The organism is Streptomyces sp. NPDC058985 (assembly GCF_042740985.1).
Taxonomy (GTDB): domain Bacteria; phylum Actinomycetota; class Actinomycetes; order Streptomycetales; family Streptomycetaceae; genus Streptomyces.
Map to the genome: position 1 here is coordinate 161,601 of NZ_JBHYJX010000010.1, position 20,745 is coordinate 182,345.

A 20,745-nucleotide genomic window follows, 5' to 3' on the forward strand; every position below is an offset into this window, starting at 1 on the left:
GAGCGCAGCTGCGCGCCCGGATCTACGACGAGGTCGACCGCATGCGCCCAGCGCCCCTGGCCTCAGCCGGGCTCCTCTGACGCTCTGCGGGGAGGCAGGACATGTACTTCCCGTACATGTGTGGCGGTTCGTGGATCGGCATAGGTGAACCGCGCTCGGCACGGCTCGGGCGGTACGGCGGCCAGTGGCGGCCGAGAGCCGGTGCGGTCACCCGCGTTGCGGAGTGTGGCGAGTGGTGGGATCGATGCGGCTGAGTACCCAGCGGATGAGGTCTTTGCTGAGGATGAGGTCGGGGTTCTCCTCGAGGGCGTCGTGGAGGAGGAGGGTGATTCGTGCCCAGTTCCTGAATGATCCGTGGCCTGCCATGTCGTCGGTGTACAGGATCAGTTCGGGCTGTGCGTCGGCCCAGATGCGCTGGTAGGCGGGGATGACGGCCTGGACTTCGGTGGGGGTGAGGGGGCTGAACTGGTACCAGTCGAGGATGCGGGAGTGCAGGGCGGGGTTGTTGAGGATCTTCTGCCGGGCGTTGCCGCTGCCGACGAGGATGATGGGGGCGCGGCGTGCGTCGTCGCCCCACAGGGTGCGGAAGTATTCCAGTGCTTTGGTTCCGAGGCCTTGTACTTCGTCGATGAGCAGGACGCGTGGTTCTGCTTCGAGTGCGTCGTGGATCTGCTGGTCGCAGGGGCCGACGGATTGCGGGGGTGGTCCGGGAAGGTCGAGGCGGCGCCATAGTTGGGTGCGGATTTCGTTCATGTTGGCGCCGTTGTTGTAGCGCAGGCGGACGGTGGTTTCGGGGGCGTGGCGGCGTAGGACGGTGTGGACGGCGAAGGTTTTGCCGAGGCCGACGTGTCCGTGGATGCAGACCAGGGCGTTGTGCTTGATGGCTTTGAGGATGCGGGTTTCGGTTTCGGCTACGGCTTTGGTGGCCATGGCGTTGGCTCCGGTGAGGCCGAGGTAGTGGTCCTGGCTGGGTGGTGGGAGTTGGCTGGGGCGGGGCGAGGTGGCGGGGGCGCTCACGGCTGGTCCTCGGGTGGTGTGGGCGGGGTGGATGGCGGTGTGGTGCGGGGGTCGAGGGGCCGGGTGAGTGCGGCGTCGGGTTCGGGCAGTTTGATGAGGTCGGGCAGGGCTTCTGCGGCCGGGGTGAAGCCGTCGAGGGTGCGCAGGTGCTCGAGGGCTTCTTCTTCGGGCATCGTGTCCAGGGGGACGGGTGGTGCGGGGCGGGTTGCGGCTGCGTAGCGTTCGTTGCGGTTCTTCTCGGCTTTCTTCAGTTGGGCGCGCAGGCGGTCGGCTTCGCGGCGCCGGGCTTGTTTGAGGCTGAGGGCCTGTTGCGGGGTGGCTTGTGCGGTCATGACGGCGGGGCCGAGGTGGCGGCCGGTGTGGGGGTCGTAGAGCTCGACGCGGTGGTCGTGGTGGGGGAGGTAGCGCAGGTCGACTTTCTCGCCGACGCGGCCGTGCATCCAGTCGGCGATGTAGTTGCGCTTGCGCCAGCGGACGCCACTGTTGTTGATGGTCAGGGGTTTGCCGTGGCGTTCGAGGGTGTAGGTGTGGAGGTCTTCGGCCTTGACGGTGTCGATGAGTGCAGGGTCGGCGTCCCAGGCTTGGCGGGGAGTTCGGCCGTCCAGGCTTTTGGGGGTGTTCTCGTGGTTCCAGTGGTGGGCCCAGGTGAGGACGTGTTCGACGAACGCTTCGAAGTGGAGCAGTGGCTGGTCGGGGTCGACGGGTTTGCCGCCGCGGAGGGTGGGGGCGTGGGTGTAGCCGGGCATGCCGGCGAACAGGGTCTTTTTGATGGCTCCGTTGACGGCTTCGACGTTGCCTTTGCCTTCGGGGGTGAAGGGCGGCAGGGCGATGACTTCGGTTCCCAGGACGCCGAGGGCGTCGGTGACCGTGGCGCAGAGGAATTCTTTGCCGCCGTCGACGCGCAGGTAGGTGGGGATGCCGCCGAACGGGCCGTGGTGTTCGTCGATGAGGATGGCGTCGCGGATGGCGACGAGGACGCCTTCGCGGCTGGGGCGTTGTGGGCTGATGGCGAGGCCGCAGATGGCCGAGGTGGCGCAGTCGACGAAGAAGGTGATCCAGGGTTTGCGGATGTGGCCTTCGACGCGGACTTTGACGCTGGCTTCGACGTGGTCGGTTTCCCAGGCGTGGTTGCGGTGGTGGCGTTCGCGTTCACCGGCCACGTCGAAGCGTCGGCGGGCGTTCTCGCCTGCGCGGAGGCCGGCCCGCATGCCGGGGGTGAGGGCTCTGTTGGTGGCGCGGTGGAAGGTGGCCAGGGACGGGACGGGGTGGTCTTCGGCGCGTAGTTCTTTCCAGGCGGCGGTGGCGTTGCCGCGCCAGCGGGCTACGGCGTCGAGCATGTGCGGGGTGAGGACGAAGCTGGTGCGGCTGGGGGGCTGGTAGGTGCCGTTGTTGGCTCGGGCGTTGGCGAGCCAGCGGTCGACGGTGCGGGGATCGACACCGAACGCGTCGGCGACGCCGGCGATTCGGGCGCGGGTGAGTCGTTCCGACTGCTCGAGGGTGTAGAGGCGGTGGATGGCGGCCGCGCGCAGGGCATCGTGGTCGGGCGGGTGGGGCACGGGGTGTGCTTTCTCGTCGGGGGTCAGGCGGGGGCGAGGGAGAGGAGGCCGGCTCCGTAGCTTTTGGCCCGGCCGATGCCGTTCTTCAGTGCGTCGGTGAGGGGGGTGGTGTCGGTGATGCGGGCGAGGCCGTCGAACTGGGTGAGTGTGAAGTAGGGGGCCGAGCGCGTCACGCGGGTGCGGGGAAAGGGGCGTGGGAGGGAGGTGATGGTGACGGGTTCGAGGCCTGCGGCGGTGGCGCGGCGCTGCCACCAGGCGAGGGCGTCGTCGCCGGTGAGGTGGGTGATCTTGCCGCGGCGTTTCCCGGTGACGGGGTGGGGGGTGGGGTTGCCTGCGGAGCGGGCGACGGTGGGTGCGGCGGTGATGCGGTAGCGCACCGTGCGGCCGGGAGTGAGGGAGTTCAGCAGAGGGGTGAGGTCGAGGGTGCGGCCGGTGCCGTAGTGGGCGGGCAGGGCGGTGAGGTCGGGCGGGTTGGCAGTCTGGACGAGGAGGACGGGATCGGGTCCGGGTTCGGTGCGGAACAGGAGGCCGGCCCTGGCCCGGGGGGTGGGACCGGCGTGGTCGGGGACCAGACGCATCAGGGTCTTGTGGAGGCTGTCGACGTCGGCGAGGTCTGCTCTGACCGCTGGATGGCGGGGGTCGAGGATGAGGCGGGAGAGGCTGGTCACGCTGGTGCTCCGTGCATATACGTGGTGAGGGCGTGGAGGGGGCGGGGGCCTGCGTACAGGTGGGCGGGCAGGGCTTCGGTGGTCATCCATAGGGGGCGTGGCAGGTGGCGCCGGGCGTGGCGGGTGAGGTTGACGGGTTCGCTGGTGCTTTCCCGGTCGGGCGGTGTGGCGGGGTCGGTGCCGGGCGGCGGATGCTCCCAGACGAAGGTGGTGGGCAGGTGCGTGTCGGCGCGGCCGGGCGGACGGCTGCGGGTCAGGGGGACGCGGGTGAGGAGTTCCTCGACGGGGTCGGGGCTGTCCGGGTTGAGGACGAGGGGTTCGTCGGGCAGGCAGGCGCGGCGGCCGAGGAACAGCCCGAAGCGGGGCCGCTCCAGGGTTTCGGCGATGTGGCCGATGAGGAGGGCGGGCCCGGTCACGGCGACGGTGAAGACGGCGTCGGTGAGGTAGTCGCGGTGGGAGACGAGAGTGGCGGCGGCCACCTTTCGCCGAGTGCCTTCGCCGGTGTGAAGGCCCTGCTCGCGGGGGCGGCCGCCGCCGACGGTGTGGAAGTCGCGGTAGCGGGTGCCGGGCTGGTCGATGCGGAGGGTGAGGGTAAGGTCGCGGTGGCTCGGGACGGTGGTGTCACCAGGTGCCTTCAGGTGGGGGTAGGGGTCGAGGGCGTGCTCGCGGGGGCGGCCCTGGGCAGCGGCGAACATGCCGATGAGTGAGGAACGGGTGGGGAAGGCGCAGGTGTCGCGGTAGTGGAAGACGCCGCGTTCGCCGGAGGACTGCAGCAGGCCTGCCAGGCGCAGGACGAGGCCGGTCACGGCCGGCCCGTGGGGGTGAGATCGGCGGTCGCGGCGGCGGCGCAGGCGGCGGCGAGGGCGTCGAAGGACGTGTGGGGGGAGCCAAGGTCCTTGACGGGCTTGGCTGGGGTGCCGGTGTGTCCGTGGGCGACGAGGTGGCGGGTGCCGAGCAGGCGGCTCATGGTGGCGGCGTAGTCGGCGAGCGCCTGGCGGGCGGGGGCGGTGTAGCCGCCGTGGGCGGGGGCGGTGATGGGCTGTTCGAAGGCGGCGCCGTAGGAGACGGAGCGGCGGTCGCGGACGGCGTAGTGGACGAGATCCGGGACGGTGTGCGGTGCGGTGGCGGTCTTCTTGCCGCTGGGCATGCTGAGGATGAAGTGCTGGACGAAGAGTTCGACGAGATCCTTGACCGTGCCGGCGGTGGCGGCGGGGCCGAGATTGCGGTGGAGGTCGGTGATGTTGAGGGTGGCGAAACGGTAGAAGAGGCTGGTGGTCAGGAACGCGGTCTGGAGGTGGGCGCTGCCGGAGTCCCCGTCCTGGGGGAGGTCTTCGACTGCGGTGAAGAAGTCGGGCTGCGGGTCGCTTTGGTGCACGGAGAAGGCGGGGGCCATCTGCACGGCTGCTTCGACGTGGCCGGCGGGGATTTCGGCGAGCATCCGTCCGAACAGGTTGATGCTCGCGGTGCGGCGGGTCAGGTGCGCGGCGAGGTCTTTGGCGGGCAGGACCGGTGCGATCTGCTTCTTGGGCCTGTGGGCGGCGAGTGCTTCTTCGAGGTCGGTGCGGTGCGTTTCGCACAGGGCGACGAGGTCGTCGATGACGTCCTTGGGGAGGTAGAGCATGGCTTGGGTGCGGTAGCCCTCCTGGTCGTTGTGCTGCAGGCCCTTGTCCTTGGCCGAGTGGACGATCTGGGCCGCCGCGAAAGCGGCGAGGTCCTCGGGCCACTGGGCTTCCTGCAGTTTCCGGGCGACGAGGGGTGGCACCATGCGGGTGCGGGCGGCGTGCTCGTCCAGGTCCTGCTCGACGTTGAGGCGGATGGGCCGCTTCCACGCCTGGGGGGAGACGAAGGCTCGGGTCGTGTTTCCGAAGAGGATGGTCTTGGGGTCGCCGTCGGAGTCGCGGTTCAGGTTCGCCGCGGTCACGGGCTGCAGGATGTGCAGGTCGAGGAAGCGTGCGGGGGTGTGCATGAAGGGGGCTCTTTCGCGATGGGGCGGCGGGCATGCCGCTGGTGCAGCCCATGGGACGGGGGCTGCCGGAACAGGAGGGACGAGGGGGCTGGCACTGTGCTGGTGGCCGGCCAGTCGTGCGCTGTGGCGTGGTGTGGGGTCCGGCCGGCGCCGGGGACGTCGGCAGGCCCTGGAGGGGCTGGCCGGAGCCGGCTGCTGCCTCTTCGTGCTTCAGGTGCGCCGGGGTTCGGGAGTGGCGAGGTAGAAGGCGTCGCGCCAGCGCAGTCCGACCTTGTCTCGGCGGTAGGGGCGCTGCACCAGGTCGTTCAGGAGGATTGCCCAGTCGGGGGTGATGCCGTCCTGCAGCAGCCGTGTGACGGGTGCGGGCAGCCGGCGGTGGAGTTGGTCGTCGCTGAGGCGGGTCAGAACGTGGAGAAGGCTCTCGGTGCGCTCAGCTTGGTGGCCCGCTCGGCGTACGGCGGTGGCGAGGGTGGCACCGAGGTTCGGCCGGGCGTACCAGGCGGCCGGGTCCGGCGCTGGTGGTGGGGCGGGTTCGACGGGGACGACGAGCAGGCCGTCGGGGCCGTCCTCGGGGTTGAGGAGGCCGGCGTCGGGGGCGGGGCGGACGCCCGGGGTGTGGGACTGGGGTCCGGCCATCGCGATGAGGCTTGCGACGGTGTAGTAGGCGCGGCGTCCTTGGCGGTGCGCGGTGCGCCGGGCCAGGTAGCGGTCCATGGGGGCGCATTCCTCTACGGGCCGGCCTCTCCCCCGGCTGAGGCGGACACGGACGCCGGGTTCGGCGCACAGGAGGTGGATGTGGGCGACGAACGCGTCGCAGGAGGCGCGGTGTTCGGCTGCGGTGGACATCAGGCGGCTTTCCGGGGTGTGGCGGACCGGCGGTAGAGCTCTTGGACGGCGTGGGCGACGGCGCGGGCCGCGGAGGTCTGGCGGGTCCGGGCGGCTTCGGTGGTCTCGCGCAGGGCGGCGGCGGCCGCGGCGGCGAACGCCGTGGGGGCTGGTGTGTCGGGTTCTTCCAGCAGCCGCCAGAACACCGTCTCGGCCTTCGGCCAGTAGCGGGTCAGTGACTTGTTCACCCAGGGGGGCGGTGTGGTGCGGCGGCGGCTGCTGCGCATGGCGGTGTCCCACGCATCTTTGGCGACGGTCTGCAGTCGCTGCGCGGCCTGTTCGGCTTCCCGGCAGCACTCGGCGATGCGCTGGGCCTTGGCCGGGTCGTGTTCCTGCGTCCAGTTCAGCAGGGGCGGCGTGATGGCGGTGTACCACTGGAGGTCTACGGCCTTGCCGTCCTGGTCGAATCCGTGGACGCGGATCCGCAGGCTGCGTCGCAGGGGTTCGGGGAGGTCGTTGAGAGTGTCGAAGATGGCCGGCCGGCGTTGTGTGCCGTGTTCGTCCGGGGCCAGGAGCAGTGTCTCCAGGTCACGCCACCATGCGCGGGACGCGTCGGCGCGGTGGATGGTGCGGCGCCGGTCGACTTTCTTGGTTTCGGGGGTGATGCGGTAGGCGAGGTAGGGGTCGGTGGTGATCGGCTTGGGCTGCTGGGTGGCCCAGGTGAGGTAGGCGTCGGTGACGGTGGTGCCGTCGTCGCCGGGCACGAGGAGGATCGCGTGCCGGCTCAGTCCCGTCAGTTGCCGGCCGGGCCAGGTCACCGGACCGTGCCGCGTGGCCTGTGGGCCGGGTGGCGTGGATTCTTCCCAGGGGCAGGTGTCCGCGCCTGGCGGCTGGTCATCGCCGGTGAAGGCGGGCACACCGGCCAGGAGCGTCTCGTGCAGAGTGCGGCCCAGCGGGTGGAAGGACACGCTGGAGCGCAAGGGGCCGCTGGTCTGCTGCCGGCTGGTGACACCGTCCAGGGAGGTGCGGGTTGTGCCGGTGCCGGAACGCCCGTAGTAGTGGTGGATGAGCAGGATCTGCAGGGCTTCGGCGGTGGGAACGGGCTCGGCGGTGTGGTGGCCGTGCGGGCTGAACCAGGCAAAGTTGCGGCCGGCGGGCCGCCCGGGCACAAAGGCGTTGATGCCGGTGCTGTGGTCGCACTCGGTGCGCAGTGAGGGGGTCTGCAGCCAGGGCCGCACGGGGTCGAAGACGTCCCAGCCATGCTGGTCGAAGTAGGTGTGGACGGCGTCCGGGTCGAAGCGGCCCTCGGCCAGGCGGCTGCGGCGCAGCGCATTCCACTGGGAGGCGGTGAGTTCGGGGTCGTCGAGGCCGGTGATGCGGGCCGTGATGGCGGCCGCGATCCGCAGGAGTGCTGACGCGGCCGGGGGTTGGGGCAGGGCGAGGTCGTCGATGCGGTGGGCGTCCAGGAACAGGGATCGCAGGCCCACTTGGTCGTACTGGCCGCCGGTGCGGACGTCGATCCAGGGGTGGTCGGCCGCGCTGAACGGGGTGGTGGGCGGGGGTAACGCAGACAAGAGCGTGTCTTTCGAAAGGGGGCCGAAGCGGAAGGTGCGGTAAAGGCCTGGGGCGATGGGATGTGCCGGAGCCAGGGCGGTGTTTTCCTTGGGCCAGTGGTTGGGTCCGGCTCGGGCATGCGGCAGCTGCACGTGCCGCGCGTAGGCACGGCTGGGCAAGGGGTCGTCACCGCGCCCTTGTGGGGCGAGGGGAAGGATGTGCGAGGTGCGGTCGAGGGTTCGACGGGGTCGCGGGTACAGCGAACCATGCCGCTGCCGTCTCTCACGACCAGTGAGAAAGTCCGACGATCAAGTAATGGCGTAATGCTTTTGGCGCTGGGCTTCACGCATCGTGATTACTGCTGTTTGCGGTGTTGGAGGCCGAGTTCTTCGTCCATGCGGAGCCAGTGCTGGCCGAAATGATGTTCACTCTCAAGGGTTACGGAGTCGGTGGGCAGCAGCACGATGTCGGCGAGCAGGGGGTGCTGCTTCCAGCTGGCGGGCGGCTGGTGCGGTGCGGAAGCGCGGGCGACCCAGGCGGCCGGGACGGGCAGTGAGTGTTCGAGGATGCTGCGCAGGTGGCGCGGGCCGAGGTGTTCTGGGTCCGGGAGCGGAAGCAGGCCTGCTGCGTCGAGCGTCAGCGTGCCGTCGGCACTTCGGTAACAGGGCAGCAGCCGGCGGGGCAGGACACCGGGCCGGGTGGCGGCCTGGGCGGTGGTGAGGTGCTGGCGGTGCAGGTCGGCCAGGGAGGAGACCCGTTTGGGCGGGGGTACCAGGTGGACTGCGCTGAGCTGCTCCTGGCGGCTGGTGCGCCTCTGGTGGGCTGCGGCCATCTGTTGCAGGCGCGTCGTCTGGGCTGCGAAACCGGAGGTGACGCCGTGGACCTGTTCGACGAGATCCTGGACGTCGTCGGGGACGACGAGCGGTTGTTTCTCCAGGGCCGGCAGGAGCCGGGCGGTTTCATGGAGGGCGACAGCGGGCTCGACCGTGTCCCAGCCGGGCGGCAGGGCGGTCGCGCCACGGGAGTTGACCGGGTGCAGCACCGTCAGCGTCGGACTGTTCTCCCCGCCCCACCAGAGGGGCCGACGACCCTGTCCGGTCCACAGGCGTGTGAAGCGGCCCAGACGGCCCAGACGCTGCAGCAGGCGTGTCAGAGAGGCGAGGTCGCTGACCATCAGGTCGACGTCGATGTCCAGGCTCACGTCGAGGAGACTGGTGGTGACGAAGACGCGCCGGGCCGGGCGCGGACCCGTCGGCCCCAGCCGGTGGCGGAGGTCTCCCAGTGTGCTCTGCCGTCGCCGCCCCCGCACCCGGGCATGGACCAGGACCAGGTCGTCAGGCGGGCCGCTCCAGATACGGCGCAGGTACTGGTAGGTGTCCTGCGCGTCGCCGACCGTCGCGCACACCACGGCCGCGCACCCGCCGTGGCGGATGACCGGCTGGAGCAGGTTGGCGATCACCGCCAGGCGCTCCCCCGCTTCGACCGTACGGCCTGCCGGTCCGAGGGGCCGGTAGGTGACCGGGCGGACGTGGATGCGTGCGCTCCTGCGCTGGGCGGCCCGTTGCTCGTCCTGGGCCTGCTCGGGCATGCGGTGGACGGTGACGGTCGCCGCATCCGCGAACAGCCACCCGGGGTAGCCGGGGGCGAACGAGGCACCGTGCAGACCAGTACGGCCGGCTCCCGACAGGTAGGCCCGCACCAGCTCGGTGGCGGTCGATGCGGGCATCGTCGCCGACAGCAGAACGACCGGGCAGTTCAGGGCCCCCAGCCACTGCAGCAGACGCAGCAGCTGGAGCTGGCTGAACGGGTCCAGTGCGTGGGCTTCGTCGACCACGACGGTCTTGCCCGACAGGGCCAGCATGCGCAGCGCACTGTGGCGGACGGGCAGGACGGCCATCTGCGCCTGGTCGGTGGTGGAGACGGTGTACTGGGCCAACAGCGCGTTGTCCCTGCCGCGCAGCCACCGGTCGGGCCCCGCGGCGCCCGGACCGTACTCGGTTTCGTCGTCGGCAAAGGAGTCGTCCTGGTCGTCGGTGAACGGGTCGTCGGGCGGCCCGTCCACAACGGATGTGTCGGCCGGTGACAGGATCCGGCCGGTGTATGCCTCGTTGAGGTCGCTGTGGTGGTGCACCAGCGTCACCGGCGCGTACCCGGGCTGGTGGGCGCGCACATACCGGTCCAGGACCTCGTAGGCCTGATCGGCGGCGGCCGTCGCCGGCAGCAGCCACATCACCCCCTGGGTACCGCAGTGCTCGTTGAAGATCCGCGCCATCTCCAGCGCGGCCACGCTCTTGCCCGTCCCCATCGCGTCTGTGACCACCGCGATGCCGCTCCCCCGCTCGGCGACCAGGCGCGGCAGCTCCTCCATCGCCGAACGCTGCAGAGCGTTCGGTTCCTCCAGTCCCGGGTGCGCGGTGGTGAACGGGATCCGGTCCAATGCGAAGCGGGCGAGGCCAAGCCGCTCGACTTCCTCCTCGGCCTGCTGGCGGGCGCGGCTGTGGTGCTCGGCGGCGCCGAAGGACGGCGTGTCCGCGTTGGGCACCCAGTAGCGACGCTGACTCGCAACCCGGTCCGCGACCATCGTCAGCCCCGTGATCAGCACGGCCGCCTCCACCGACAGCCGCTCCGGAGCCGCATCGACGCCGAACAGGTGCCACAGCAGCCGGGCGTAGCGGCGGCGCAGATCCTGCCACGCGGGCCCGCCCAACGTGGCCTCCGCCCTCTGGGCGGACGCCGCCCCGTCCACGTCGAGTTGCAGGAATCGGCCGTGATGCCCGCCCAGACACTGCGCTGCACGCACGGCGGGACTATCGTTACCGCCCACGGCGAATCCCAGTTCGCCCAGCAGTTGCAGCCCCGCATGCATCGACGCACGCGCGTGCGGCACATGCACCACCGGGCCGGTGTCCGCCAGCAGGTCCTCCCCCAGCCGCACATACGCCGCAGGCTCGAGAGCCTGGAAATACGGAATCAGCTTCCCGATGTCATGCATGGCAGCCAGGAAACACACCACCGAACGCGCCTGCTCCTGCGGCACGTTGAGCCCATCGCTGATGACCCGGCGCTGGCTCGGGGTCACAAACCAGTCCCACAGCACCCTGGCCACCGCCCCCACATCGATCAAGTGGAACAACAGCGAGTACACCCTCAGCGTCGTGCGGTCGAACTTCCCCCACGGACGACGGTCAACACCGTCGTACCGGGCATCCTCAACGACTCCCATCCCCCAACGCTGCCACCCCGTGCTGCTCACGAGACCACGAACGCCAGAAAGCAGAGATTCCTGCCGTGCATCCAGTCCCGTGTGCCATCATCTCCCAGCCAGTCAGAAGCAAATGACAGGCACACCATGCCAGAACGGGCGGGCCGGAGAGGGCAGCGCCCGCGCGAGCGGGAGTGACCCGCCGCTGCTCACGATGGCCCACAGCGCCGACCAGCAGCGCCCGCGCGAGCGGGAGTGGCCCGGCGAGGTAGACACGGCGGCCGCCTTCGCAGTCGCAGCACCCGCGCGAGCGGGGGTGACCCGCGCACCGGCAGCAGCTCTACGTAGCCGGCGCCGCAGCGCCCGCGCGAGCGGGAGTGAGTGACCCGTTCGGGCTGTCCGGGAACGTCTGCCGGTTGCGTAGCGCCCGCGCGAGCGGGAGTGACTCGACTTTGCCTCGGTCGACGACGAGTGTCTTGGGCGTGGAGCCCGCGCGAGCGGGAGTGACTCGGCCCGGGAGGTGAGCATGTTGTCCGCCGTCTCGCACCGCCTGCGGGAGCGGGAGTGACCCAACGCTGGTGTCGATCCGGGTGGCCAACGCCCAGAAGAACCCGCGCGTTTGTACGATGAGGTAAAGCCTGCGGAAGCGGGGATGATCCAGACTTCCTGTCCAGGACGGTGACCGCAGCGTTGCCGAGCCCGTTGAGCGGGAGTGTCCCTGTACGACCCTTTCCGGATCAGCCGTCGTCTGCAGAGCCCGCGCCAGCGGGAGTGACTCGTCCATCGAATGGGCCCGCGCCCTTCTGACCAGAGAGAACCCGCGCAACCTGCGTGGTCGCCAACGGCCTCGTCTCATCCTCGTTGCTGTACTCGTAACGCCCGCGCGGGCGGGAGCGACCCGTGCTGCCCAGCCCCGCCAGGTGATCACCCGGCTATCAGAGACGCGCGAGCGACCTTGAAGCAGCACTGCGTTCCGCAGAGAGGAGCTGGCGGAAGCCCGCGGGAGCGGGAGTGCCTCGTGTAGCAGGGCCGACTCTGCCGCAGCATCGGAATAGGGCCGGGCAGAACCCGACCGGCTAACGCTCAAGTGCGACTTCGTAATCTATCCGGTCGCGGAGGTGGCGAATCGTCGGTGCCGGGTGCCAGCGACAAATTCATTAGTGGGCGGGCGGCTTCCGAAGCACGCCCCGGAGGCAGTACGAGGTCTTCGGTCGCATCATCCTTCCCCTACCCAAACCATGCAAAATGCGAGCAAGCTGCGCTATAGTACCCAGTTCGGAGAGGGTAACGCCTGCGCCAGCGGGGATGCTTCGCATCCGTCGTCAGTGGTGCCGATCGCTGCGGTGTGGAGCCCGCGCGAGCGGAAGTGACTCGTACGCGTACCTACTGAATGGGCTGAACACCAGGTTGCGCGCCTGCGCGAGCGGGGGTGGCTCCCCTGGAGCTTTTGGCTAGCAGGGCCCGGTCCGGGCGTCCCGCCGCTCGTGCACTAGCGCCCGCGCGAGCGGGAGCAACTCGGTTCTCTGGTCCTCTGTTTTCAACGCAGGGGTCCGGCACACGCCGGGCTGTAGTGACCTCAGAGGTCGATACCGCTGGCAACACCAGCGCCGTGAAGCCTGCGCGAGCAGTAGTGATCCCCGCGCTGACCGAACGACCCCGCACGATTCTGCACAGCCTGCGCGAGCGGGAGTGACTCCCACTCCAGAGCGCACGCAGCAGCAGTGACCGGGTGAAGCCCGCGCGAGCGGGGATGACTCGACGGGCACGATGATCCGCGCGACCTTGGTGGAGTAGCGCCTGCGCAAACGGGAGTGACTCAACGTAGCGCCCACACGAAACGGCGGCGCCGCCCCGGGGCGCCATCGGGTTGCCACTCTCCCGGAACGAACGGCGGACACCCCGGCCGGACACATACATGCGCTAGCCCCTAGCGTGCCTGGAGATCGCTCGCCTGCCGCCACGGAAGAGTCGGCCTGGGCACGGTGCGTCCGGGGTGTGCCCAGAATCTGTACCGTGGCGGGTAACTGCTCCGAGAGAGCCGGAGCGCCCGGAGCTAGGTCGTCGGTGTTCACGTCTTCGAAAGCGCCCCCGCGAGGGCAGGAGTGGCCCCGTTCGAGTGGGTACTGACCGGCCGGAGCGGAGAGCAGGGCCCACGCGAGCGGGGGTGACTCACGGTGGTTGTCATCGTTTGCGCTGAACTGGGCGTAAGCCCGCGCGAGCGGGAGTGACTCGACGACCGAGTCCCGGCCCACGATCTGCCACCGGTAGAGCCTGTGCGAGCGAGTTCCTCCTGGGACGTCAGGGCTGTCGACGAGCGCGTACTCAGCGAACTTCGTCACCACTACCCGGGTGCTGAGGATCTCTGAACGGGGCACTTCACTTCGGTCGCAGCCATAGGCAGATTGCTGCCACGGTGACCGTCCCGTGGAAGACGTACGCCCGCTTGTCGAAGCGCGTGGCGACGGCTCGGAAGTTCTTGAGCCGGTTGATGATCCGCTCAACTTCGTTCCGGCGGCGGTAGATCGCCTGGTCGAACCCTGTGGGCCGGCCGCCTTGGCTGCCACGGCGCCGGCGGTTGGCCCGCTGGTCTCTCGGCTCGGGGATCGTGTGCTTGATCTGACGTCTGCGCAGGTGACGACGGATACCTCGTGATGAGTACGCCTTATCGCCCCCGACATGGTCAGGCCGAGTGCGCGGTCGTCCACCAGCCTGCCGGGGCACGCGGATCTCTTCCAGGACGGGAATCATCTGCGGTGCATCCCCCCCCCCTGGCCGGGCGTGACGACAAAGCCGAGCGGGCGACACCCACCTTCCCCGGCAAGGTGGATCTTGCTTGTGAGCCCACCTCGCGAGCGCCCCAGGGCCTCATCGGAACGATGACGTGCCGGGCTCCTACGCCGACCCGGGATCTTCGGGGCCCGGGTGGAGGCACCAGCCGCGTGCTGATGAGCGCGGCAGGTCGTGGAATCGACGCTGACCATGCTCCAGTCGATCCGGGCCTCGGCATCGGCGTCGCCCTGGAGGGCCCGCAGGATCCTCTCCCACGTGCCGTCCGCCGACCACCTGCGATGACGATCGTGAACCGTCTTCCAACTACCGAAGCAAGGCGGCAGGTCCCGCCAGGGGAGACCGGTCCGCTGCCGGAACAGGATCCCGTTGATCACCCGACGGTGACACTGCCAGCGTCCACCCCGACCACGATTCGCCGGCAAGTGCGGCTCCAACCGAGCCCACTCGAGCGAGGAACACCGTCGAGCGGGCGATCAACAAGATCAAACAGTTTCGAGCCGTAGCCACCCGCTATGACAAGCGCCGATACATCTACCTCGGCAGCGTCACCGTGGCCGCACTCCTCATCTGGCTTCGCTCCTAAGAGCTCGTAACACGATCATGGTGAGAGGCGGCCTACCCTTGCCCGTGTGTCGTCCCTTGCTATCTCCGCGTCCTCGCACTCATCGGCCTCTGCCGCCCTCGTGTACGAGGCGCTCCTGGAGGCGGAATCCTGGCCGGCGTGGTCGGCCTACGCCGACGTCGGGTGGGACGTGCCTGCGGGAGTCGACCGACCGGCACGCGTTGGTGACGTCCGCACCATCCGTTCTCGCACTGGGCGTGTGTGCTTCCGCGAGCGCGTCGTCGAGATGATTCCCGACCAGCGGTTCAGTTACGAGCAGGCTGCAGGGCTGTTCACGTCTCATCGGGGGGCCGTGGACTTGGACCCTGCCCTCCACGGCGGCACCAATATCACCTGGTCAGCGACCTATCGGCACACCCTTCCCCTCTTGGATGCGCTCAGGAGACGGCGCCTGCAGATATGGGTCCACGATCTCGCGTCATACGCCAACTCAATCGTGAGCCGGAACTCCTAGAAGTGCGGCGCAAGCTCATGCTCCGGTCTTCTTGAGGCGCCTCCAGCAGATGAGGCTGCAGCCCAATGAGACCAGTGCGTCGTGGAGTTCGAGGCAGCGCTCCCATCGGACGGCGAGGCGTTTGAACTGGTGGAGCAAGGCGAAGGTCTGCTCGACGACATAGCGGAGCTTGCCTAGGCCCTTGATGTTCGGGGCACCCTTGCGGGAGATGACGGGCATGATCCGGCGCTTGCGCAGTTCGCGGCGGACGGCCCGGGAGTCGTACGCCTTGTCGCCGAGCACAGCCTCTGGCCGTTGGCGGGGAGCGCCGACTCGTCCGGCCACCGGCGGGATGCCGTCGATCAGGGCGAGGGGCTGAGTGATGTCGTTGACGTTTGCCGCGGTCGTGATGACGTGGAGTGGGGTGCCCTTCCCGTCGCAGACCAGGTGGTGCTTGCTGCCCGTCTTCCGCCGGTCGACCGGCGACGGACCGGTTGCGGCTCCCCCCTTTTCGCACGGACGTAGGAACCGTCCATGCATGCGCGAGACCAGCCGAGTTCGCCGGCCGTGTTCAGTCTCGCGAGCAGGATGCGGTGCAGCTGCTTGAAGACGCCCGCCTGTTGCCAGCGGTTCAGGCGCCGCCAGCAGGTCTGTCCGGAGCCGAACCCCAACTCCAGGGGCAACAGTTGCCAGGCGATGTCCTGGTGCAGGACGTACAGGATGCCCTGCAGGCATAACCGGTCGTCCACCGGCTTCGGTCCCGGCGACCGCTCAGGCCAGGGCGGCAGCAGCGGCTTGATCACTGCCCACAGGGCATCGTCCACGATCCACGGCCGAGTACTCACACGAGCAACAACGGCCAGATCATCACACCGGACACGCTCGACCAGCACACCCACTCAAGATCGCGTTACGAGCTCTAAGCAAAAGAGGAGCAGGCGGCGTTAAAATGCCCAAGTCACGAAGGGTAGCGCCCGCGCAAGCGGGGATGACGCCCGCGCTCCGGCCTGGCTCGCCTCGGTACTTCGTAGCGCCCGCGCGAGCGGGGATGACCCGGTCATGGTCGGCTCCTACTACCGCGAGGACCTCTGGAGCTCGCGCGAGCGGAAGCGACTCGCGCCGCGGCTCTTCGCGGGACGTAGCGCTTGCGCGAGCGGGAGTGACCCGCGTCCCTCGTCAGTGGTGCCGATTGGCGCGGTGGAGCCCTCACTAGTGGGAGTTGCCCGTGGCCCCAACTGTCACCGTACCCAAGCTCGCAAGGCCCGCGTGAGCGGGAGTGTCTCTCAGGGCCCCCTCTCCCCTGGATCCCTGTACCGAGTGACCCGCGCGAGCGGGAGTGACCCGCGAAACGGCCCACCGACTCCGTCGGCGAACCTTCACGAAAGATGGAGGCTAGCGTGTTTCCTCGCTGGGCAACTCGAGCGAGGAAACACAGCAAACGTGATTCGTGCCATATACATGTTTTCGGTCAAGGTATGGGTTTGACGGGTTGCGGCGCCGGACGGGTCGGTAGGTTCCGCTGTGGTTTCTTCGATCAAGCACAGGGGGAACACTGTTGCGCCAGAAAACCAGATCCACCGCTGCCGTATGCGCCGCTGCCGCGCTAGGCATATCCCTTGCCGGTACCGCCTCGCCCGCAAACGCGGACGCACCGACCACCGCGTGTACGGGACTGTACAACGCACGCATCGTCTTCTACGCCATGTCGTGCAGCCAGCCTGGTGAACCCATGATCGGCGGGTTCGCCACCTGGCGAAACGTTCCGATCACCTTCGACCAGGTCGACACCTCCGCCGAAACGGTGCAGGTGGCGAACTACATGCGTGTCACCCCCAACACGGAAGACACGCCGGCCGCCGAGAACATCGAAGTCGGCCTCTACGCGGAGAAGACGGGCAAGACGACACAGTCCTACGGACCCCGCTGGTGGGAGCTGACGACCAGCGGCGGTCAGGTCTACACCATTCGGGCTGGCGTGAACCCGAATGTGGCCGACGGCCGCAACCACACCTACATGGCGGTCCGTCAGGACGGCGCAGACCAGTGGTTCGTTCTCTACGACTTCAACATGGTCGGCGTCACTCTCCATCAGCGGCCTGTACCGCGCGGCAACCCCAACCGCATAGACGTCGGTCTGGAGGTGATCGGCCCCAAGTACACCAATGTCCCGTCCATCGCCAACCGCATGCAGTTCATGGACGAGAACAAGACCTGGCGGCGCGTTGCCCGGGCGAACACCGCCACCAGCGTGACCCTCCCGGCCTGCGGCACGGCCTACAAGCCGCCGAACTGCTTCACCACCAAACTTACCGACAGCACCTCCTTCACCGAGTGGAACGTCAGCAAGCCCCGCAGCACCACTACCAGTGCACAGTTCGGCCCCGCAGCCGCCGCCACATCCGCTTCCGCTCAAAGCGTCCCCGCCGTGTTCAACGGTGTGGACCAGCGCGCACTCCAGACCTGCATGGAGGAAGACCCGGCAAGCTGCCTCGATACCGTGCCCGGCCTCGCCGAATGCGTCATGACCCAGGACGCCTGTAACGCCGAGGCTCTGCAAGCCACCGACGCGCCTGCCATACAGCGCCGCAGCGAACCGAACGTGTCCGCCGCTCAGATCCGCTCGCAAGCTGCCAAAGCTTTCGACGTCGGGAAATCCGACCTTACCGTCACGGCACCGCCCACCGCGGCGGCTTCCTTCGACGCTACGAGCAGTGAGACGGCCTGGACCGTCTCCTCGACGCACACGACCGCAGGTCTACGCCCCAGTGACGGCCGGGAATACGAAGGTTTCCAGGCTTCGTACTCAGCCCAGGGTGATCTGCTCCAGGCGTGCTGGGGTGACCTGTGCCCCTGACACAGCCTCTGCGCTCCCCAGCCGACCGATCGAACGCCACCGCCCCGCAAGGAGCCCTCCGGTGAGAATCCGCCGCCGTCTCACGCGCGCCGCCGCCGTGTCGGTCATCAGCCTGCTCACTGTCGCCCTCACCGCCGCTGGCTCCGGCGCCGAGCCAGTCTCCGCCCCTGACGGCGACCAGCTGCGATTCGTCGATGCTGCGACGCTGCCGGCTGACGAACTCAGGGGGCTTGACCGGCCACAACCGCTCGCCGCCTACACCGGTGACCGCGCTGCCCGAACAGCCGCCGAACCCACACTCGCTGCGGATGAGGACCTGCGCACACAGTGCGAGGCACAGGCTGAGAAGGCCAAGGCCGCACAAGGCTGGATCAAGAGCCGTTTCGAGAGCTGCCAGAAACGCCCCTACGACCTCGTGCTGCGCAACAAGCAGGGAACCCAGTCCATCGGCCGTCTCTGGTTCGACATGTGGACGCTGGGATTCGCCTACGACGGCTCTCGTCGGGTGGACTATTCGACCAGCATCGAGAACATCCGCGTACAGACAGTCGGCACCGAGGACGCCACCAAGTGGCGTGTAGGCCAGCACTTCCGTAGCACCATCAACGCGAGCAGCAGCGACCCCGACCCCAAGCTGACGACCCCGCAGACGACGTCGCGCGACGAACTGCTCGGGGCATGGGACAGCACGCCCTTGTGGACGCTGACCTACACCTCCCCCGACAAGGGAGCTCTGTACAACAGCGGCAACCAGCAGCGTGTCTACGCCACCGTCGTGATGGACGTGACCGCGGACTCCCCCAACGCCACTTCCTATACAGAAGTCGACGCCTACCGTTCGGGCGTCCGCTTCGACTACGCCGGACCAGTTGCCGGCAAGTACAAGGGAACCGTGTTCACCGAGGCCCGCGTCGAACTGAGCATGAGCCAGAGCGACCCGGATGTCGACGAAAGCGCACTGCACATCTACGACGCGCAGAATCGGCCGGAGCGGACGTTCCCGTCCTGGCCGAACAAGACCGTCCCCGGCGCGAGCGAGCCGCTGCACCGGCTCATCGACGCGGACGAGCAGCAGAAGAACCGCAGCAAGTCCATCGCGACCTGCAACAACGTCTGGGGCGACTACAGCGGGACGTCCCTGCAGTGCGACGAGTACCCCTTCGCCTCAACCAAGGAAGGGTCCAACAAGGGCGACGACCGGTACTCCGTCCGCCTGATCGAGGGAACCGACAATGAGGAAGGAGGACGTCGGCTCAACACGATGTATACCCTCAACCGGATGCTGGACGGCGACCCGTTCTACGTGAAGATCACCCGCTGAGAGAAAGGCCCGTTTCATGGGGCTCCTGTCCGAGTACAGCGTCAACGCCGTTCCAGGTCGTCGCTTCATCGAGGTGTATGACGCCGACGCCTACCTCGACGACGCAGCCGCCATGGACGCCGCACGCCGACAGGTGGTGGCCGGCAACGGCTACCACCTGTACCTCTACAGCCTTCAGGCCGACATCCCCGCCCAGGTCGACATCCGAATCTGGGACGCACCGCCCCCTGCTCCGGGCGACGCCGAAGGCCACGTCGCCATCACCCTCGAGTCCGAAACCGGAGCGCTGGTCGTCAACCAGCTCAGCTACGGTCCCGCCGGGGACATGACCTTGCCTCGCCCAGGGGTGTACCGGGGAACCGCCTGGTGGACCGGCCGCCAGGCCATGGGCAGCTATCACGAAACGACACTGCGCGATCTGGCCGCATCCGGGCCGGAAGCCCGCCTGGCGGACGACTGGCGGCACACCCCGCACACCGAACGGTACGTCCTCGATCTGGCCTGGGAGAGAGACCCGTCCCCGCTGGACGTAGAAGACGACTGGTGATCCTGCGGAAGGGAACTACGCACGTCGCGGCATCCGATCCCGCCTGCAACGGGCCTTCTGTACAGCGAGCCTCTGACCTCGCACCTTCACGAGGTGGGCTGTCCCAGGCTTGATCAAATAGGCGGAGAGTTTCTCCCGGCCCGCAATGATGGGACTCGTCTAACTGATCGTTTCAGAATGACCCCGGCCGATAGCAGCAATCCTGTTGGCCCTTGTACAGCTGAGTTGGCGCCTTGGCCCACGGCCCTGTGCGTGCGGCTTGGTCCGGACTGGTCGGAACGTTGGAGCGGGTGGATGGGCGTGGATACGGAGCGGGAGTGCTGGGAGCTGCGGTCGGGAGCCGGTGTGGGTCCGTTGCAGTTCGGGATGTCTCCAGCCGAGGTCGCCCAGGCGCTTTTGGTCCCTGGACCGCAGGAACGGGCTGGCGGTCCGTATGCGCAGGAGGACTTCCCGGACGGGGTGAGAGCGTTCTACGACGCGGGCAAGCTCGCTTGTGTTGCGCTGGATGCGGTCACCGGTCCGCAGGTCTTCCTGTCTGGCTTCCCGCTGGCGGGAAGCGATCCGGAGCAGGGCCAGCGGTTCCTGCTGGACCACGCTGCGGAGCATGGGAACTGTCTGCTCTACACGCCTGATGACTCGCTTTCCCTGACTGATATCGGGGTTCTTCTGCGCTCGCAGCAGGTCGGGGCAGCGCGCCTGACACGTCCGCTGTTCGTGAAGGAGGAGTGGTTGGAGTCGGAGTACTTCCGAGACCACCTTCCGCTGGAGGGCGCCTCAGGCTGAGCGCTCGATCTGGCGAACTGACGCCAGACTCTGCGTGCAAGTCGCGATGAGATGCCGCGGGTCTTGTACTCAACAATCTCGGTCGGCAAGGTGTCCGGGTGCGCGCTGATCTTGTTCCGGACGACCTGTGGGAGCTGGTGGCCCCGTCGCTGCCACCCCCTCCCAAAGACGGCGTCCAGGTCGAGGAACTCGTTCGGGGAGGCGACGCCGCCTCGCAGCAGCTCGAGGAGTTCGCCGGTGAAGGCGGTGTGGGGCTCGCCGGGCGGGGGCAGTGCCACAGCGGTCTCCGCCGCGGCCGCCATCAAAATGCCGTCGATCTCAGCGAGGGCCGCGACCGACTCGGACTGCACGCCGAAGGCATGGGCGCTGTAGCAGCAGTCGAGGATCACGATCCTACGGGTGGCACCGCTCGTCTCGATGGACCGCTTGAACGGCCAGATGCAGCACCGGGTCACCCAACAGGCCCTTCCTGGCCGAACTGAAGGTGGACCGCCTCGCAGTAGGCTCCGTTGCCCGGCGGACGGGAGGCCTGCCGGCCCGGCAGCTTCACCGCGGTGCGGCGCGGACGCCTTACTCGCGGTCCTCTTTCCACGCCCTGCACCGGGGC

15 protein-coding genes and 1 pseudogene are annotated in these 20,745 nt (G+C 68.5%); 6 read left to right on the forward strand and 10 right to left on the reverse strand.

The window, feature by feature from the left end; all coding sequences use genetic code 11:
• Positions 1-207: 207 nt before the first annotated feature.
• The 9 genes from ACFW01_RS12395 to ACFW01_RS12435 all read right to left on the reverse strand — a co-directional run bounded on the left by ACFW01_RS12395 (position 208) and on the right by ACFW01_RS12435 (position 14,012).
• Positions 208-1,017, reverse strand: a complete 810-nt coding sequence (locus ACFW01_RS12395; RefSeq protein ID WP_384503334.1) for an AAA family ATPase — start codon at positions 1,015-1,017, stop codon at positions 208-210.
• Complete coding sequence (locus tag ACFW01_RS12400) at positions 1,014-2,573, reverse strand: Mu transposase C-terminal domain-containing protein (RefSeq protein WP_384503336.1); 1,560 nt, start codon at positions 2,571-2,573, stop codon at positions 1,014-1,016. The genes ACFW01_RS12395 and ACFW01_RS12400 overlap by 4 nt, the downstream gene beginning before the upstream one ends.
• Positions 2,574-2,596: 23 nt before the next feature.
• Positions 2,597-3,241, reverse strand: a complete 645-nt coding sequence (gene cas6e / locus ACFW01_RS12405; RefSeq protein WP_384503338.1) for a type I-E CRISPR-associated protein Cas6/Cse3/CasE — start codon at positions 3,239-3,241, stop codon at positions 2,597-2,599.
• Positions 3,238-4,047 (reverse strand): type I-E CRISPR-associated protein Cas5/CasD, encoded by an 810-nt coding sequence (gene cas5e, locus ACFW01_RS12410; RefSeq protein ID WP_384503340.1) that lies wholly within the window; start codon positions 4,045-4,047, stop codon positions 3,238-3,240. Before cas5e ends, cas6e begins: the two co-directional genes overlap by 4 nt.
• Positions 4,044-5,207, reverse strand: coding sequence for a type I-E CRISPR-associated protein Cas7/Cse4/CasC (gene cas7e / locus ACFW01_RS12415; RefSeq protein ID WP_384503342.1), 1,164 nt, complete (start codon positions 5,205-5,207; stop codon positions 4,044-4,046). Before cas7e ends, cas5e begins: the two co-directional genes overlap by 4 nt.
• A gap of 210 nt (positions 5,208-5,417) precedes the next feature.
• Complete coding sequence (gene casB, locus ACFW01_RS12420; protein ID WP_384503344.1) at positions 5,418-6,053, reverse strand: type I-E CRISPR-associated protein Cse2/CasB; 636 nt, start codon at positions 6,051-6,053, stop codon at positions 5,418-5,420.
• Positions 6,053-7,606 (reverse strand): type I-E CRISPR-associated protein Cse1/CasA, encoded by a 1,554-nt coding sequence (gene casA / locus ACFW01_RS12425; protein ID WP_384503346.1) that lies wholly within the window; start codon positions 7,604-7,606, stop codon positions 6,053-6,055. Before casA ends, casB begins: the two co-directional genes overlap by 1 nt.
• A 335-nt stretch (positions 7,607-7,941) precedes the next feature.
• Entirely contained in the window at positions 7,942-10,809 is a 2,868-nt protein-coding gene (locus ACFW01_RS12430; protein WP_384503348.1) for a CRISPR-associated endonuclease Cas3'', read from the reverse strand.
• Between the two features lie 2,355 nt (positions 10,810-13,164).
• Positions 13,165-14,012, reverse strand: a protein-coding gene (locus ACFW01_RS12435) for an IS5 family transposase (RefSeq protein WP_384503350.1) whose coding sequence is annotated in 2 segments (ribosomal slippage) — positions 13,165-13,554 and positions 13,557-14,012 — 846 coding nt in all. Because the reading frame shifts where the segments join, the coding sequence is not laid out codon by codon here.
• A gap of 11 nt (positions 14,013-14,023) precedes the next feature.
• On the opposite strand from ACFW01_RS12435, the pseudogene ACFW01_RS12440 reads away from it, so the two are divergent.
• Together ACFW01_RS12440 and ACFW01_RS12445 are read left to right on the forward strand one after the other, a co-directional pair.
• A pseudogene (locus tag ACFW01_RS12440) lies at positions 14,024-14,161 on the forward strand (IS5/IS1182 family transposase); the annotation flags it as partial.
• Positions 14,162-14,207: 46 nt separating this feature from the next.
• Positions 14,208-14,654, forward strand: a complete 447-nt coding sequence (locus tag ACFW01_RS12445; RefSeq protein ID WP_226028016.1) for an SRPBCC family protein — start codon at positions 14,208-14,210, stop codon at positions 14,652-14,654.
• Between the two features lie 15 nt (positions 14,655-14,669).
• Here the strand turns inward: ACFW01_RS12445 and ACFW01_RS12450 are convergent.
• Positions 14,670-15,460, reverse strand: a protein-coding gene (locus tag ACFW01_RS12450; protein ID WP_372481050.1) for an IS5 family transposase whose coding sequence is annotated in 2 segments (ribosomal slippage) — positions 14,670-15,145 and positions 15,145-15,460 — 792 coding nt in all. Because the reading frame shifts where the segments join, the coding sequence is not laid out codon by codon here.
• 902 nt (positions 15,461-16,362) lie between these two features.
• Between ACFW01_RS12450 and ACFW01_RS12455 the strand changes: the two genes are divergently transcribed.
• The 4 genes from ACFW01_RS12455 to ACFW01_RS12470 all read left to right on the forward strand — a co-directional run bounded on the left by ACFW01_RS12455 (position 16,363) and on the right by ACFW01_RS12470 (position 20,138).
• Positions 16,363-17,487, forward strand: coding sequence for a hypothetical protein (locus tag ACFW01_RS12455; RefSeq protein WP_384503352.1), 1,125 nt, complete (start codon positions 16,363-16,365; stop codon positions 17,485-17,487).
• A 61-nt stretch (positions 17,488-17,548) separates the two neighbouring features.
• The gene (locus ACFW01_RS12460) at positions 17,549-18,808 is read left to right on the forward strand and encodes a NucA/NucB deoxyribonuclease domain-containing protein (protein WP_384503354.1); all 1,260 of its coding nucleotides are present in this window, start codon (positions 17,549-17,551) and stop codon (positions 18,806-18,808) included.
• 16 nt (positions 18,809-18,824) lie between these two features.
• Positions 18,825-19,355 (forward strand): hypothetical protein, encoded by a 531-nt coding sequence (locus tag ACFW01_RS12465; protein ID WP_384503355.1) that lies wholly within the window; start codon positions 18,825-18,827, stop codon positions 19,353-19,355.
• Positions 19,356-19,700: 345 nt separating this feature from the next.
• On the forward strand, positions 19,701-20,138 hold the full coding sequence (locus ACFW01_RS12470; protein WP_384503357.1) for a hypothetical protein: 438 nt from the start codon (positions 19,701-19,703) through the stop codon (positions 20,136-20,138).
• The last annotated feature ends 607 nt before the right edge of the window (positions 20,139-20,745 follow it).